This is a genomic window from Pseudomonas sp. ASL4 (assembly GCF_056680395.1).
The window spans coordinates 3,987,477-4,002,421 of the sequence record NZ_CM155280.1 but is presented as its reverse complement, the minus strand read 5'-3'; the positions used below and the strand labels follow the sequence as shown (position 1 = coordinate 4,002,421).

Annotated in this window: 11 protein-coding genes; 5 read left to right on the top strand and 6 right to left on the bottom strand. The window is 60.4% G+C overall.

The features are described 5' to 3' along the window. Positions 1-63: 63 nt before the first annotated feature. From AC1MEW_RS18020 to AC1MEW_RS18010, 3 genes are all read right to left on the bottom strand, one after another. Positions 64-2,973: a TonB-dependent receptor domain-containing protein gene (locus AC1MEW_RS18020; RefSeq protein WP_480423064.1), complete on the bottom strand. Its 2,910-nt coding sequence runs from the start codon at positions 2,971-2,973 to the stop codon at positions 64-66. Between the two features lie 117 nt (positions 2,974-3,090). Continuing rightward, a complete protein-coding gene (locus tag AC1MEW_RS18015; protein WP_201256312.1) occupies positions 3,091-4,044 on the bottom strand; it encodes a FecR domain-containing protein in 954 nt (317 codons plus the stop codon). Continuing rightward, positions 4,041-4,553 (bottom strand): sigma-70 family RNA polymerase sigma factor, encoded by a 513-nt coding sequence (locus AC1MEW_RS18010; protein WP_480423063.1) that lies wholly within the window; start codon positions 4,551-4,553, stop codon positions 4,041-4,043. The genes AC1MEW_RS18015 and AC1MEW_RS18010 overlap by 4 nt, the downstream gene beginning before the upstream one ends. A 304-nt stretch (positions 4,554-4,857) precedes the next feature. Between AC1MEW_RS18010 and AC1MEW_RS18005 the strand changes: the two genes are divergently transcribed. After that, positions 4,858-6,576 carry a hydrogenase maturation protein gene (locus tag AC1MEW_RS18005; RefSeq protein WP_480423062.1) on the top strand — a complete coding sequence of 573 codons (1,719 nt, stop codon included), beginning with the start codon at positions 4,858-4,860 and terminating at the stop codon, positions 6,574-6,576. A gap of 133 nt (positions 6,577-6,709) precedes the next feature. Here AC1MEW_RS18005 and AC1MEW_RS18000 read toward each other — a convergent pair whose 3' ends face one another. After that, complete coding sequence (locus AC1MEW_RS18000) at positions 6,710-9,340, bottom strand: MGH1-like glycoside hydrolase domain-containing protein (RefSeq protein ID WP_480423061.1); 2,631 nt, start codon at positions 9,338-9,340, stop codon at positions 6,710-6,712. A 327-nt stretch (positions 9,341-9,667) separates the two neighbouring features. Here AC1MEW_RS18000 and AC1MEW_RS17995 point away from each other — a divergent pair, with 327 nt between their 5' ends. From AC1MEW_RS17995 to AC1MEW_RS17985, 3 genes are all read left to right on the top strand, one after another. Then, positions 9,668-10,531, top strand: coding sequence for a LysR family transcriptional regulator (locus AC1MEW_RS17995; RefSeq protein WP_201203217.1), 864 nt, complete (start codon positions 9,668-9,670; stop codon positions 10,529-10,531). Positions 10,532-10,648: 117 nt separating this feature from the next. Next, entirely contained in the window at positions 10,649-11,794 is a 1,146-nt protein-coding gene (locus tag AC1MEW_RS17990) for a sterol desaturase/SRPBCC family protein (protein WP_480423058.1), read from the top strand. 59 nt (positions 11,795-11,853) lie between these two features. After that, positions 11,854-12,870 (top strand): SMP-30/gluconolactonase/LRE family protein, encoded by a 1,017-nt coding sequence (locus AC1MEW_RS17985; RefSeq protein ID WP_480427280.1) that lies wholly within the window; start codon positions 11,854-11,856, stop codon positions 12,868-12,870. Between the two features lie 520 nt (positions 12,871-13,390). Here AC1MEW_RS17985 and AC1MEW_RS17980 read toward each other — a convergent pair. Next, on the bottom strand, positions 13,391-13,633 hold the full coding sequence (locus AC1MEW_RS17980) for an HP1242/YdcH family protein (protein WP_201256974.1): 243 nt from the start codon (positions 13,631-13,633) through the stop codon (positions 13,391-13,393). 217 nt (positions 13,634-13,850) lie between these two features. Here AC1MEW_RS17980 and AC1MEW_RS17975 point away from each other — a divergent pair, with 217 nt between their 5' ends. Next, the gene (locus tag AC1MEW_RS17975) at positions 13,851-14,372 is read left to right on the top strand and encodes a DUF4142 domain-containing protein (RefSeq protein ID WP_323570098.1); all 522 of its coding nucleotides are present in this window, start codon (positions 13,851-13,853) and stop codon (positions 14,370-14,372) included. A gap of 118 nt (positions 14,373-14,490) precedes the next feature. On the opposite strand, the gene AC1MEW_RS17970 is transcribed toward AC1MEW_RS17975, so the two are convergent. Further along, positions 14,491-14,913 carry a hypothetical protein gene (locus AC1MEW_RS17970; protein ID WP_480423057.1) on the bottom strand — a complete coding sequence of 141 codons (423 nt, stop codon included), beginning with the start codon at positions 14,911-14,913 and terminating at the stop codon, positions 14,491-14,493. Positions 14,914-14,945: the final 32 nt, after the last annotated feature.

Sequence of the window (14,945 nt, the reverse complement as noted above, 5' to 3'; positions counted from 1 at the left end):
CCATGACCCAATGTGGGAGCAAGCCCGCTCCCACAGGGGGTTGCGGTGTTCTTGAGTGTTCACTCAGCTCCCGAAGTGATAACTCACATCCAGCCACCACTGCCGTCCATAGGGGTCATAGTTGCCGGTCGGGTAATACGGCCAGCCTGCCGAATCGTCTTGTTTGATCTGGTTCAGCACGTTGTTCACCGTCAACCCGACACTGGCCCGGTCATTGAGTTTGTAGCGCGCACTGGCATTGAACACCGTCCACGGCGATAAGCGCCCATCCCCCGCGCCATTGGTGACGCTGCCATAACGAATGCCCATCAACGTCGCCGTCGCTTTCTGATATTCCCAGGTCAGGCTGGCGTTGACCTTGCTGCGCCAGTCGAAGTTGCTCCGTGAGGTCCGCAGGTCTTGGGTCGGCGCATCGTCGGATTCCTTATAGAAGTGCGACAGCACCAGCGTGTAACCCAACGCCGAACTGAAGGCACCGTACTGCCCCGCGCCCCAGCGAATGTTGCTCTTGAAGTCCAACCCACTGACTCGCTCGCTGGCGGCGTTGATCGCGTTTACGTTCACCTTGTTCAACTGGTTCGGATCAATCGCCGCGTTCGCCGGGTTGCGGTCAATCCGCGCCAACGTCGCCTGGCAACTGGAGGAGTTGATGTCCTGAGTGCCATTTCGGCAGGCGTTTTCATCTTGCAGTAAGCGGTTTTCATCGACCGTGGTCAGCAGATCATCGATCTCCACCCGCCAAAAATCAGTGGAGAAATCGAAGTTGCGTGACGGCGACCAGACAAAACCATAGGTCCACGACTTGCCTTGTTCCGACTTGAGATCAGGCGTGCCGCTTTGGGTGTAATCGACCCGGCCCCGATCACAAGCGCCCTCCACGCCTTTACTGCAACCGTAGTAGTCGATCTGCGCCGGGTAGTAGCCGTTGCTGTCGGACTGATAGATGTAGTTGAGGTCCGGCGCACGGAAACTGGTGCCATAGCTGCCGCGCACTAACAGGCTGGTGAGCGGGCGCCATTCCAGGCCGAGGTTGTAGGTCTTTTGCTGCTCGGTGCGGCCGCTGAACTTGTATTGATCCCAGCGTCCGGCCGCCGTGGCCAGCACGCTGTCCGTCACCGGAATGCTGAACTCGCCGCCCGCCGCATAACGTTTGCGCGAGCCGCCGGAACTCTGGGATGGCGTAACGCCGTAGAACGTACCGTCGTTGAGCGCGTCATCCGTATCGACGTGATATTCCTGTTTGCCAGCCTCCAGAATCCCGGCGAAGCCCACCGGCCCGGCAGGCAAGTCAAACAACTCGCCATTGATCGAGGCGTTGTAGCTCTGGGACACCGACTTGCTGCTCTGGGTCAGATTGCCGCGAAACTGGTCCCACTCTTGTGGCGTCAGTGGCCGGTCGAGGCGCGAGGCGTCGGGGGCGAACACCGGGTAACCGCCCTGCTCGCCCAGTTGCGGCCCTAGGTAGAAATCGCGAATCGTCGACAGCGGCGTGTACCGGGTGGTGCGCACACTGCGGTATTCCGAGCGGTTGGCCGCCAGTTCGTAGCTCCAGTTGCTGTTGGCGATTTTGTCCGAGAGGCCGAGGGTGCCGGTCCACGAGGTGTCGCGCCATTTGCTGTTGTTGCTGGTGCGCCCGCCGATTTCCTCTTCGCCGAAACGCCGGTACCAGCGTTCGAGGTTGCCGCTGTTCTGGTTGATGAAATCCGGCGAGGTGAAGGTCGGGCCACGGGTGTTGTTCTGGATGTGGTCGAGGCCGTACATCAAGTCGGCGAACACCTGGCCGTTGTCGTTGAAATGCCAGGTGCCACGGGTGTAGCCGTCGTAGTTTTCTTTTTGAGTCTGGATGGTCCAGTAGTCGTTGTAGACCTGATCGGTATGGCAACGGCCGCCGCTGTTGGTTAGTTTGTTGTCGAACACCCCTTGGTAAGCGCCGCAACCCGGCCCGAGGTATTTACCGCCGCTCAAGTCGCGGCGATAACCAACGTCGGCCAACGGACTGCTCTGCATAAAGCCGCGATCTTCGGCCCAGATCGGGTCGCGATTGGTCAGTTCCAGGCCAAACAAACCGTCGAAATCCCCCCAACTGCCACCGCCGCTGAGTTGCAGGCGTTGATTGTCACCACCGCCGCGCTCAGTGGTGCCGCCCTTGAGGTTGACGTCGATGCCGTTCATTTGCTTCTTGAGGATGATGTTGACCACCCCGGCAATCGCATCGGAACCGTAGATCGCCGAGGCGCCGCTGCTGAGGATTTCGATACGCTCGATGATTGCCGAAGGAATGTTCGCCAGGTTGGTGAAGTTGACCTTGCCGTCATACGGCGTCGGGTAATCGGCGACGCGCCGGCCGTTGATCAACACCAACGTATGATTGGGCCCGAGGCCTCTTAAATTCAGCGCACTGGCAGCCGGTTGCCAGGTGTTGCCGTAGTCTTCGCCCTGGGTCATGCCGGTGTTTTGCGTCTGGGTGGCCAAGGCGTCGTAGACGTTTTTGTAGCCTCGGGCTTCCATTTCTTCGTGGGTGATCACGTTGACCGGCGTGGCGCCGTCGGACTGCGCGCGGGCGATGCGCGAACCGGTGACGGTAACCTTTTCCATGCGGTAATCGGCATTGCTGGCCGGCGCAACCGCTGTGACTTTCGCCGTGGCGCTGGCCTGATGCACCGTCAAACCTTGTTCGCTGTGATCGACTTCCAGGCCGCTGCCCTGCAAGGCCTTTTCCACCGCTTGCTGGCTGCCCAATGTGCCGCGAATCGCCGCGCTACGCTTGCCTTGCACCAGGTTCTGACTGAAGGAAATCGGTACGCCGGTCTGCCGCGAGATGTCCAGCAACACTTCATCCAGTGGCCCGTTGGCGATGTCGAAAGTGAACACGTGGCTGGACGAATCCTGTGCCCATGACAGTGAAGGACAGATGCCGAGCGCCAGCGCGGCGGCCAGCGTCAGGCGCGGTAATTGTTGTTTGAGTGAGAACATCGAAGGGCTTCCCTGTTGAAGACGTATGCAGGGAATGAGCAGTGGCGTGTCGATTTTTATAGGGAAGCGGATAGGCCAAGAAGTTATGGCGTTATAACGAACATCATAAGACCACTCCTACAGGTGTTCGATGCTGACCCAGTAAGTGCTGTGGTAGATCACCCGAATCGGCAACGAATGCTCCAGCAACTGCAAGGTCCGGTCGCTGTCGTCCAGTGGATAGATCCCGCTCAAACGCAACCCGGCGACGTCCGGACTGAGGCGCAGAATCCCGCGTCGATACCCGCGCAGGCTGTCGATCACCTCGCTCAACGGCCGGTCGCGGACTTCCAGTCGGCCCTGAGTCCAGGCAATCTCATGCCCCTTGGTACGCTCCAGCGCCAAGATGTTTTGCTCATCAAAAAGCAAACTTTCCCCCGCCTCGACCACTTGCCGCGCTCCGCCGCGTGTCACCACTTCAACCTGCGAATGCAACATCACCAACCGGGTCGAGTCATCGCCACGCTGCACCAGAAACCGGGTGCCCAAGGCGCGCATGCGACCGTGCTCGGTCTCCACCACAAACGGTCGCGCCGGGTCCTTGGCCACGTCCACCAGCAACTCGCCGTCACGCAACTCCAACAAGCGCTGGTTGGCATCAAAGCGGCTGATCACCCGGCTACGGGCATTGAGCGTCAGGGCGCTGCCGTCGTCGAGGGTGAAGTCCCGGCGCTCGCCAGTGCCGGTGTACAACGCCCCCGTCTCGGGCAACAGCCCATAACGCCGCCCGAGCAAACCGGCGGCCACGGCCAGCCCCAACAGGCTCAAGCTGCCGGTGACAAATCGCCGGCGACTGGAAGGTGCATTCAGGCTGTGCAACAGGCTTTGGCTGGGCAAACCGCGCAAGGCATTGCTGCGCAGCACGTTCAACCCGCCGCTCATTTGCTCGATCACCAATCGGTGCCGGGCATCAGCCCCACGCCAGGCCTCAAATGCCTCGCGCTCCTGCGCGCTGACGTCCCCCGATTGCAGCAACGCCATCCACTGCGCCGCTTCATCGACCACCGCCTCGTCCGGCCTCGGCAAGCTCATATCTGCGCCATCGCCTGATAGCAACGCGTGAACGCATCCGCCATGTATTGCTGCACGCGACTGGTGGACACCCCGAGGCGTTCGCCGATTTCGCTGTACGTCAGGCCGTCGAGTTGATGGTAAAGAAACGCGGATTTGGCCTTGGCCGACAACCCATTGAGCAAGCGATCCACCGCCAGCAATGCCTCGATCACCAACACACGTTCCTCAGGCGACGGATGCACCAGCGCCGGCGCGAGGGCCAGGCTTTCGAGGTAGGCGCGCTCCAGATCTTGCCGACGCCAGCCTTCATACACCAGGCGCCGGGCGATGGTGGTCAGCAGTGCCCGAGGCTCGCGAATGGCCAGCGGGTCGGGCAACGCCAACACCCGCAAAAACGTTTCCGAGGCAATGTCCTGGGCGCTGTGATAGCAACCGAGCGTGCGGCTGACGGAGGTGCACAGCCACTGGTAGTCCTTTTGGAACATTTGCCCGATCAACGGGTAATGAGGGTTCTGATGTCCACCCATGCCTTGCTCCCTCATGAAACGGGTCCGACCCGCTTCGAAAATCACTGGTTCTGCCGGGATCGTCCGGCTCTGGATTAGGGGAGCGACTGTGCAACAGCGTTTGATACATTTGAAGTAATAAAAAATAAGGATCTGCTAACCAGCAGGAATAAGCAGCATTCATCGGGATGAAACACTCGCTGACACAAGCGTTGATCCCGGTCAGTTGTCCCACCGCCTTCAGTCTCTACTATCGCGCTTCCATCGAAAGCCAGGGACGGCTCATTGGGAGCCGCGGCTGACCATTCTCAAGGAAGAGGCAATCATGCGTTCACTGAAGATCATTGTGCTGGCATCGGCATTCAACGGCCTGACCCAGCGGGCCTGGCTGGAGTTGCGTCAGGCCGGTCATTCGCCCAGCGTGGTGCTGTTTACCGACGAAGACGCGGTGTGCGAACAGATTGAACACTCCGGCGCGGATCTGGTGATCTGCCCGTTCCTCAAGGACCGGGTGCCGCAACAGCTGTGGAGCAACCTTAAGCGCCCGGTGGTGATCATCCATCCGGGGATTGTCGGTGATCGTGGCGCCAGTGCCCTGGACTGGGCGATCACCCATGAGCTGGAACGCTGGGGCGTCACCGCGCTGCAAGCCGTTGAAGAGATGGACGCCGGGCCGGTCTGGGCCACGTGCGAATTCAACCTGCCCCAAGGCCTGCGCAAATCCGAGCTGTACAACGGACGGGTCAGCGATGCGGCGATCCTGTGCATCCGCGAAGTCGTTGAAAAATTCATCGCAGGATTCGTACCGGTGCCGCTGGATGAAACCCGACACCCAGTGCGGGGTCGCTTGCAGCCGAACATGAAACAAGCCGACCGAACCTTTAGCTGGCACGACTGCTCGCGCTTTATCAAACGCAGCATCGACGCTGCGGACGGTCAACCGGGGGTGCTGGCCAGCCTGGCCGGCGGTCAGTACTACCTGTATGACGCCCATCTGGATGCGCGCAGCGGGACGCCGGGGGAAATTCTCGCGGTGCATGACGACGCGGTGCTGGTGGCGACTGGTGATGCCAGCCTGTGGATTGGCTCGCTGCGCCGCAAGCCGCTGCCTGGCGAAGAAACCTTCAAGCGCCCGGCCCGGCATGTGCTCGCGCAGCAACTGCGGGAAGTGCCGACCCTCGACTGGTCGATTGCGTCCAACCCTTTCAACATCGAAGCCTATCAACCGATCAGTTATCGAGAATCCGGGCAGGTCGGCGAGCTGACCTTCGAGTTCTACAACGGCGCCATGAGCACCGAACAGTGCCAGCGGTTGGTGGAGGCGCTGCGCTGGGCCAAGGCTCGGGACACGCGGGTGTTGCTGATCAAGGGTGGCCGCGGCAGTTTTTCCAATGGCGTGCACTTGAATGTGATTCAGGCCGCCGAGGTGCCGGGGCTGGAGGCCTGGGCGAATATTCAGGCCATCGATGACGTCTGTCAGGAACTGCTCACGGCCCGGCAACTGGTGATCAGCGGCCTGACCGGCAGTGCCGGGGCCGGTGGTGTGATGCTGGGGTTGGCCGCCGACATTGTGTTCGCCCGCGCTGAAATCGTGCTCAACCCGCACTACAAAACCATGGGTTTGTACGGCTCCGAATACTGGACCTACAGCCTGCCCCGCGCCGTCGGCCAGGCCATGGCGGAAAAACTCACCGAAGAATGCCTGCCAGTGAGCGCGACCCAGGCGTTGCAAATGGGCATGGTCCAGGAAATCGGCCCGCGGTGTCCGGATGAGTTCGGTCTGTGGTTGTTGCAACGGGCCAATGGGGCGTTGAGTGATCCGGCGTATGCCGAGGTTCGCGCGCGCAAGGGTCGCAGCGATACGCAACTGATGCAGCATTGCCGGAATGCGGAGCTGGAAGAGATGCACCTGGACATGGTGCAGAACCGTAAACAGTTTGCTGAGAAGTGCCGTAATTTTGTGTTCAAGCGCAAGGCGTGTGGGACGCCGTCGCGGTTGGTGGCGGCGTGGGCGCGGGTTCGGGAGGTTGAATTAGCCGGGTAATAGTTGGCGCCTGCTAGGGCCTCTTCGCGAGCAAGCCCGCTCCCACAGTAGATTTGTGGTGTTCACACAATCTGTGCAGACAACGTAAAACCCTGTGGGAGCGGGCTTGCTCGCGATGAACGATGACGCGGAGTCAGGGTTGTAAAAGCAGCGCCACCAACGCACTCCACCCGGTCTGATGGCTGGCCCCCAAACCACGCCCGGTCTCGCCATGAAAATATTCATGGAACAGCACCAGGTCGCGACTCGCCGGGTCAGCCTGCAACTGCGCATATGCGGCCATCGACGGCCGTTTGCCCTCTTCGTCCCTTAGAAACAGCTTGGTCAGCCGCTGGCTCAAGCTGTCCGCAACCTCTTCCAGCGACGCCAGAAACCCCGAGCCCGTAGGGTATTCCACCGAGAAGTTCTGGTCGTAGTAACGGTGAAACTCGCGCAACGATTCGATCAGCATGTAGTTGATCGGCATCCACACTGGCCCGCGCCAGTTGGAGTTGCCGCCGTACAGCCGCGACTCGGATTCCGCCGGTTCATAACGGGCGCACAAACTGTCACCGTTTATGCGGATGCCGAAGGGTTGCTCCGCGAAGGCCTTGGACAGGGACCGAATGCCGAACGGCGAGAGAAACTCGCTTTCGTCGAGCATGCGTTTGAGCAAGTCCTTGGTCCGTTCACCCCGCAACAGCGCCAGCAACATGCGATTGCCTTCACCGGGTTCGGTCCAGCGCGACACCAGGCTGGCCAGGTCCGGACGATGGCGCATGAACCCGAGCAAACGCTCGCGCAAACCCGGCAAGCCTTCGTGTTCGTGCTGCTCCAGCACCTGCACGGCGAACAGCGGCATCAGGCCGACAATCGAACGCAACCGCAGCGGTTCGTTGACGCCGTCCGGGCGGTGCAGCACGTCGTAGAAAAACTGGTCCTGCTCATCCCACAAGCCTTCAGCGTCGGAATCGATTTTGTTGATCGCCCCGGCGATATAGAGGAAATGCTCGAAGAACTTCACCGCGATGTCGACGTACACGCTGTTGCGCTTGGCCAGTTCCAGGGCGATGCGCATCAGGTCCAGCGCATAGGCGGCGACCCACGCCGTGCCGTCGGCCTGATCGAGTTGGTAACCGGGCGGCAGCAGCGCCGAGCGGTCGAACAACGCGATGTTGTCGAGCCCGAGAAAACCACCCTGGAACAGGTTGCGGCCCTCGGCGTCCTTGCGGTTGACCCACCAGGAAAAATTCAGCAGCAGCTTGTGGAAGATTCGCTCAAGGAAATCCATATCACCGACGCCGGTTAGCGCCCGGTCCTGCTGATACACCCGCCAACAGGCCCAAGCATGCACCGGCGGGTTGGCGTCATCGAAGCGCCATTCGTAGGCCGGCAACTGGCCGTTGGGGTGCATGAAGCGGTCTTTGACCAGCAACAACAATTGATGCTTGGCGAACCCCGGATCAATCAGCGCAAACGCCACCGCTTGAAAGCCCAGATCCCACGAGGCGTACCACGGGTATTCCCAGGTGTCGGGCATGGAAACGATGTCAAAATTCGACAGGTGCCGCCAATGGGTGTTGCGAATGTGCGTGCGTTCGGGCGGCGGTGCGGGTTGCGTCGGATCACCGTCGAGCCACTGATTGACGTCGAAGTAATACAGCTGTTTCGACCAGAGCAACCCAGCCAGGGCCTGACGTTGAACGTTACGCGCGTCGGCGTCTTTGATCTCGGTTTGCAGGGCGGCGTAAAAGCCATCGGCTTCGGCCCGGCGAAGTTCGAACAAGGTTCGGGCGTTGATTTGCGGGGAACCGGCCGGAGCAAATCGCAGGAACACGCTGCGACTTTGGTCGGCGTCGAAGGTCAGGATGAAATGCGCGGCGACCTTCGTTCCGCTGTCATGACGCACCGCGCCGGCGGCGCCATCGACAATAAAATCGTTGATCCCGTCCTTGAACGGGCCGCTCGCCGGCACAGCATCGAGTTTGGGAAAGTTGCTTTCGTTTTCGCAGAACAGCCATTCGCAATCGGCCTCCCCCCAAGCCGTGACCTGTCGATCAGGCAGTAGAGGATGGCTGGCCATGACCTGTTTACCGTCAAGAGTCAGGCTCGGCTTTTGCCCGTCGGCGACCCAGCTCCAGGTGTTGCGCGCCCACAACTGCGGCAACACCTGCAAACGCGCCGGTTGATCGGAACGGTTGTGCACGGTGACACGCATGAAGACATCGTCGGGGGTGTGCTTGGCGTACTCCACGGTCACGTCGAAATAGCGGTCATCTTCGAACACACCGGTGTCGAGGATTTCGTATTCGGCGTCGGCCAGGCCTCGCCGGGCGTTCTCGGTCACCAGGTCCGCGTAGGGGAATTCGGCCTGCGGGTATTTGTAGAGCATGCGCATGTAGGCATGGCTCGGCACGCCATCGACGAAGAAATACAGTTCCTTGACGTCTTCGCCGTGGTTGCCTTCGCTGTTGTTCAGGCCGAACAGACGCTCCTTGAGAATCGGGTCGCGCTCGTTCCATAAGCCCAAGCCGAGACACCAATGCTGGGCCTTGTCGCTAAACCCCGCGAGGCCATCCTCGCCCCAGCGATAGGCGCGGCTGCGGGCATGCTCGTGAGGAAAATAACGCCAGGCGTCGCCATCGCTGCTGTAGTCCTCGCGCACCGTGCCCCATTGGCGTTCGCTCAAGTAAGGCCCCCACTCGCGCCAGTCCTGAGCCTCGCTGCCGGCCAAGCGCTGGCCTTCAGGGGTGGCGAGGATGTTGGCTGCGGGTTTTGCCGTCATGAGGTGGTCCGTTGGAGGCGGGAGACGGTTGCAGTGTAGTGCGCACGGTCGGAGGGTAATGTGAAAACTCTGACACTTTGGAAATCCACGGTATCTGCAGACCCCATCGAACCTGTGGCGAGGGGACTTGCCCCCGCTGGGTCGCGAAGCGGCCCCTCTTTTTTGATAGACCGAGTTGTATCGATTTTACGACTGCTGCGCAGCCGAACGGGGGCAAGCCCCCTCGCCACAGCAAGGTCCCTCGCCACAGGATCGAGTACAGTCATCAAGGTAGGCGAACGCCGTGGCTGCTCTTACAATGCCGGCACCTACCGCTTCGGCCACCCCATGGACATCGACCTCGCCCGCACCTTCCTGGAAATCGTCCGCCACGGCAGCCTCGCCGCCGCCGCGGAAAAACTCCACGTGACCCAAACCGCGATCACCGCCCGGGTGCAGAAGCTCGAAAGCCAATTGGGCAGCACGCTGTTCGTGCGCAACCGCGCCGGCGCCCGTCTGACCCCGAACGGCGAGGCCTTCGTGGTCTACGCCAATCAACTGGTGCAGACCTGGGAAGCCGCCCGTCGCGACCTGCCGCTGCCCGAAGGCTACCGCGACGTGCTGCACATCGGTGGCGAAGTCAGTTTGTGCAATCCGCTGATGCTCAGTTGGGCCGCCGAGTTGCGGGAGAAGATCCCCAGCCACGCCCTGCGCATGGACATCCGCGACGGCGAACACCTGCTGCGTCAACTGGAACTGGGCGTGCTCGACGCGGCGCTGGTCTACCAGCCCGAATACTGGCCGCGCCTGCAAGTGGAGCAGGTGCTGGAAGAAAAACTGATCCTCGTGCGTTTGGCCGGCAAACCCGATCCGTACGTATACATCGACTGGGGCCCGGACTTCCGTCGTCAACACGACGCCGCCCTGCCGGAAAAGGCCAAGGCTGCGTTGAGCTTCAACCTCGGACCGCTGGCCTTGCAGTACCTGCTGGAGCATGGCGGCAGCGGTTATTTCCGTACTCGCGTGGTCAAGAGTTACCTGGAAAGCGGTGTGCTGGAGGCCGTGGCCAAGGCTCCGGAGTTCAGTTACCCGACCTACCTGGTTTACTCCCGGGACCGCGATTCGGCGACCCTGCAACAGGCCTTCGACCTGCTGCGCGAAGTGATCAAGATCGACGATGACTGGTCCCAGCGCTGGAACCCGTTGGGCTGAGCACATCGAGAGGCCGCTTTTGCACCGGAGCATGGCGTTTGTGTCCTCAAGGTTGGACCGGCCTGCCCGGCCGGATCGGCTAATCTGCTGTGATAACAACCATCACAGGTGATTGCAGTGAGGCAAACCACCCAGGCATTCCGCTCCCGATACCGTGCCGACATTCATCGACTCTATAACCCGTGGCTGCACGGGGCTTTTGTGCTGTTGTTCGGCATCCTGGCCATCGGCGGGTTCTGGCGCACCGTGCAGCAGGTCCAGCCGCTGGAATGGCTGGCGGTGCCGCTGACGCTGTTGTTTTTCAACTTCGGCGTGTACGTGGTGCACCGTCACCTCGGGCACCACAAGAAAAGCTTCGCCCGGATGTTCTACGCCCGGCACGCCGGCGATCACCACAGCTTTTTCGCTCCCGGCCACATGACCTATGACAGCGCGCGGGACTGGCGGGTGATTCTGTTTCCGGCCTGGCTGATCGTAGTGCACACGGTGGTCATCACCCTGCCCGTCTGGTGGCTGATTTCACGGTTCAATACCAACGTCGCCGGGCTGTTCGGTGGCTGCATGGTCCTGGGTTACCTCACCTATGAAGTGTTTCACGCCTGCGAGCATTTGCCGCCGCGCAACCCCGTTACGCGGCTGCCGTGGATTCGCCAGATGCGCCACCTGCACGAGTTGCATCACCGCCGCGAGCTGATGCAGGAGCGCAACTTCAATATCGTTTTTCCGCTGATGGACCACTTGTTCGGCACCCTGTACTGGGAACCGGAGCACGCCAACCCGCACCCGACGAGAACGCCCATGACCCGCATGCAGCATCAGATCGACATTCCCGGCAATCCGATTGCCGTGCTCGCCTATGCCAGCACCGTGACCCGTTGGCCGGAGTGGCATCCGTCGTCGCTCAAGGTCGATGGCCAGGCTGGCCCGCTGCATGCCGGGTCGCGCTTCGAGGAAGACATCCGCGCCGGCGGGCGCGACGGCCACCTGCGCTGGGAGGTCGAGGAGTATTTGCCGGGACGCCGCTGGAGCGCTCAGGCCCGGGGCGATCATGGTCTGTCGCTGGTGGTGACTTACGAGTGCGAGGCGTTGGGTGACGGTACGCGGTTTGTTCGGACCCTGGACTACCAGTTCAGCGGTTTGGGGATGCGCATCGTCAATCAACTGCTGCTCAAGCGGCGGATCGAGCATGAGTCGGCGGCGTCGATGCTTGCGTTGCGTGACATGGCGCAACAGCACCTGGCCCCGGCAGGAGCCAGCGTGTGAGAGCGTTCTTGCGGTTTGTGTTGCTGCTCATTGTCGTCATTGTTGCCTTCTTGCTGCTGATGCCGACCAAGGTTCAACCGGTGGCCTGGAACCCTGCACCGGCGCCGTCCCTGGCCGGTGGCGTGTATGCCGACAATCAGAAGCTTGAAGTCGTGGAGCGCGTGGGCGCCGCGGACATCGACGGGCCGGAGGCATTGCTGCTGGAAGGTAATGAGCTGATCACCGGCTTGCACGACGGCCGGGTGATCCGTACCAGCCTCGATGGCAAAGTCACCAAGGTGCTGACCAACACAGGTGGCCGACCATTGGGCCTGGCCCGGCACCCCAATGGTTTGTTGGTGATCGCCGACGGGGTCAAGGGTTTGTTGTCCCTCGATGCTCAGGGGCGGCTGACTCCGTTGACCACCCTCGCCAATGGCGTGCCCTTCGGCTTTATCGATGACGTAGCCATCGACAAGTCCGGACACTATGCCTACTTCAGTGACGCGACGAGTCGTTGGGGCTACGGCAAGGATGGCGAGGCGATCATTGAGCACGGCGGGGATGGTCGTTTGCTGCGGTATGACTTTCAGACTGGCAAGACCAGCCTGTTGCTGGACAAACTGGAGTTCGCCAACGGCGTCACCCTCGGGCCGGACGATGCCTTTGTGCTGGTCAACGAAACCGGTGCTTATCGCATCAGTCGCTATTGGCTGACCGGGCCGAAAGCCGGGACGCATGATCTGTTCATCGACAATTTGCCGGGGTTGCCGGACAACTTGGCGTTCAATGGCCACGACCGTTTCTGGGTGGCGCTGTATGCCCCGCGCAACAAACTGCTGGATGCCACGGCACCGCATCCGTTTATTCGCAAAATGATTGTGCGGGCGTTGTCCGTGCTGCCCAAACCGGTGGAGAAACGCGCGTTTGCGCTGGGCCTGGATCTGGACGGTAAAGTGATCGCCAATTTGCAGGATGCCAGCAACGGCAATTACTCGCCGATTACCACCGTGCGCGAGTATGGGGACTGGTTGTATTTCGGATCGTTGAAGGCCCAGCACATGGCGCGGTTGCCGTTGGCCAAAGCACTGCACTAAACACCGAATCCCCCTGTGGGAGCGAGCTTGCTCTCGATAGTGGTCTGTCTGCTACATCCATGTTAGATGTGCCGACGCCTTCGCGAGCAAGCCCGCTCCCACATTAGATTGGGTTTGGCCGCAGACTCTCGATAAACACCCCATCCCCTGTGGGAGCGGGCTTGCTCGCGATAGCGGTCTGTCTAAAGACATTGATGTTGGATGTGCCGCCGTCATCGCGAGCAAGCTCGCTCCCACAGGGGGATCTATGCGTCTGGGATTTTGGGGTTTACGGGCTTGCGCTTCTCATCATCCGGAAGTTCATCGCCATCCGGCTCTTCGGGCTCAACCGTATAGTGCTGCGGGCTCAGCGGTTCAGGATGGGTCGGTATGGGGTCATACCCGCCCTGCTCTTCGCTGGGAAATTTGGGGTGTGTCATGAAGGCACCTCTCAAGCGAGTCATAAATGGAAAGGCTCTGTACTTTCGAGGTGCCGGGGTCTGACGCCGTTCCAATTATTCAGTCACCGGCCATCGGTGGTTCAGGACGACGCCTGGAGTTGTTTGACGATCTTGTCCTTGACCAGCAAGCGCCGCTCCTTGAGCTTCTTTAGTGCGTCATCACTGGGCGCGTCTGATTGGGCGGTTTCAGCCTTGACCACCTCGGCATCCGCTTGCGAATACTTGTTGATCAGTGAATCCAGTAACGGATCCTTGGTGCGTTTTTGCTGGATATCTTCCTTTGAAAAACTCAGGTCCTGATAAAGGTCGTGTGGCACCGGCATGGAACACCTCCGTTTGTTGATCGGTAGCAAACGCGATCGATTGCGTTCACCAGCCATCAGAATGGCCTCGGTTACCCGGTTCTGTCGACCACCTGTCAGACCAGCGGTGCCCGTTCGTCGTCCTGATGTATTTGCAATCAAACCTTTGGTCATGCGCCGGCCTCCACTGTTTAACGATCACTCGATCGCCCAAGAACACCTGTGTGGAGAATAACCAATGGACGGATTCACCCTACGCCACCTCGCCCTGGCCGTTGCCTTGAGCAGCAGCATGGGCGCCGCTTTTGCTGCCACTTCCAACAGCTTTGTCGATAACGCCGCGGCGGGCGGCATCGCCGAAGTCGAAACCAGCAAACTGGCCCTGGAAAAAAGCTCATCGGCGGACGTCAAAACGTTCGCCAACATGATGATCAGCGACCACTCCAAGGCCAACGATGAACTGGCGGCCCTGGCGAAAAAACATGACATCAAGGTGCCGGACAGCACAACGCTGGTGAAGCAGGCGAAAGAGAAGATCCTCAACATGCGCGATGAGTCGTTCGACGCGGCCTATGCCAACAATCAAGTGAAGGCACACGAAGAAACCATCGCGTTGTTCAAGAAAGAAGCCGACACTGTGACCGACGATAAAACCCCGGGCGGCACCGAACTCAAAGGCTTTGCCCAGCAAATGCTGCCGGCGCTGGAAAAGCACCTGGACGCGGCAAAAGCCCTGCAAGCGGCGCATCCTGGCAAGTAACCTTCACACCCCCTGTGGGAGCGAGCCTGCTCGCGATAGCGGTCTTACATTCAACATCTGTGTTGTCTGACAGTCCGCTTTCGCGAGCAAGCCCGCTCCCACAGTTTTATGCGTGGCGTTAGCCCCCATCAGTATCGATATCGGCATCAGTTTCATCGCCAGGCTTTGGCCGGTCGGGATTGGGCTTGAAGCCGGGGCTGAACTCGTTGTCGTTGTCGGTGTTGCGATTTTTCTGGTCGACCGCTGTATTGGCACTGTCCGGCTCAGTGGTTTTTTCGTCGGTTTCGCTACCATTTTCACCGGGGACCTGAGGATCAATCGCCGGATCGTTGCGATTGACCGCCTGATCCTGTTGCTGAGTCATTGATTCGTCTTTCATAGGTACCTCATTCGTCACTGCACGTGCGCGGCTGAAACAGTCGGGCCTTGAAGATTCGAAGCCATGCGGCGGGCAACGTTCAATAGGATCTATCGCCAGATGCGCTCCACGCAGGAGCACGGCTTGCCGGCGATGACGTCCTTGAAATTGCTTCGAGAGCAAGCTTTGCTCCTACGACGCCAGTCAAAAGATCG

What these genes read in the sequence shown, in the direction of transcription:
- AC1MEW_RS18020 (WP_480423064.1), bottom strand. Translation starts at nt 2,973, where the DNA reads ATGTTCTCACTCAAACAACAATTACCGCGCCTGACGCTGGCCGCCGCG.
- AC1MEW_RS18015 (WP_201256312.1), bottom strand. Translation starts at nt 4,044, where the DNA reads ATGAGCTTGCCGAGGCCGGACGAGGCGGTGGTCGATGAAGCGGCGCAG.
- AC1MEW_RS18010 (WP_480423063.1), bottom strand. Translation starts at nt 4,553, where the DNA reads ATGGGTGGACATCAGAACCCTCATTACCCGTTGATCGGGCAAATGTTC.
- AC1MEW_RS18005 (WP_480423062.1), top strand. Translation starts at nt 4,858, where the DNA reads ATGCGTTCACTGAAGATCATTGTGCTGGCATCGGCATTCAACGGCCTG.
- AC1MEW_RS18000 (WP_480423061.1), bottom strand. Translation starts at nt 9,340, where the DNA reads ATGACGGCAAAACCCGCAGCCAACATCCTCGCCACCCCTGAAGGCCAG.
- AC1MEW_RS17995 (WP_201203217.1), top strand. Translation starts at nt 9,668, where the DNA reads ATGGACATCGACCTCGCCCGCACCTTCCTGGAAATCGTCCGCCACGGC.
- AC1MEW_RS17985 (WP_480427280.1), top strand. Translation starts at nt 11,854, where the DNA reads ATGCCGACCAAGGTTCAACCGGTGGCCTGGAACCCTGCACCGGCGCCG.
- AC1MEW_RS17980 (WP_201256974.1), bottom strand. Translation starts at nt 13,633, where the DNA reads ATGCCGGTGCCACACGACCTTTATCAGGACCTGAGTTTTTCAAAGGAA.
- AC1MEW_RS17975 (WP_323570098.1), top strand. Translation starts at nt 13,851, where the DNA reads ATGGACGGATTCACCCTACGCCACCTCGCCCTGGCCGTTGCCTTGAGC.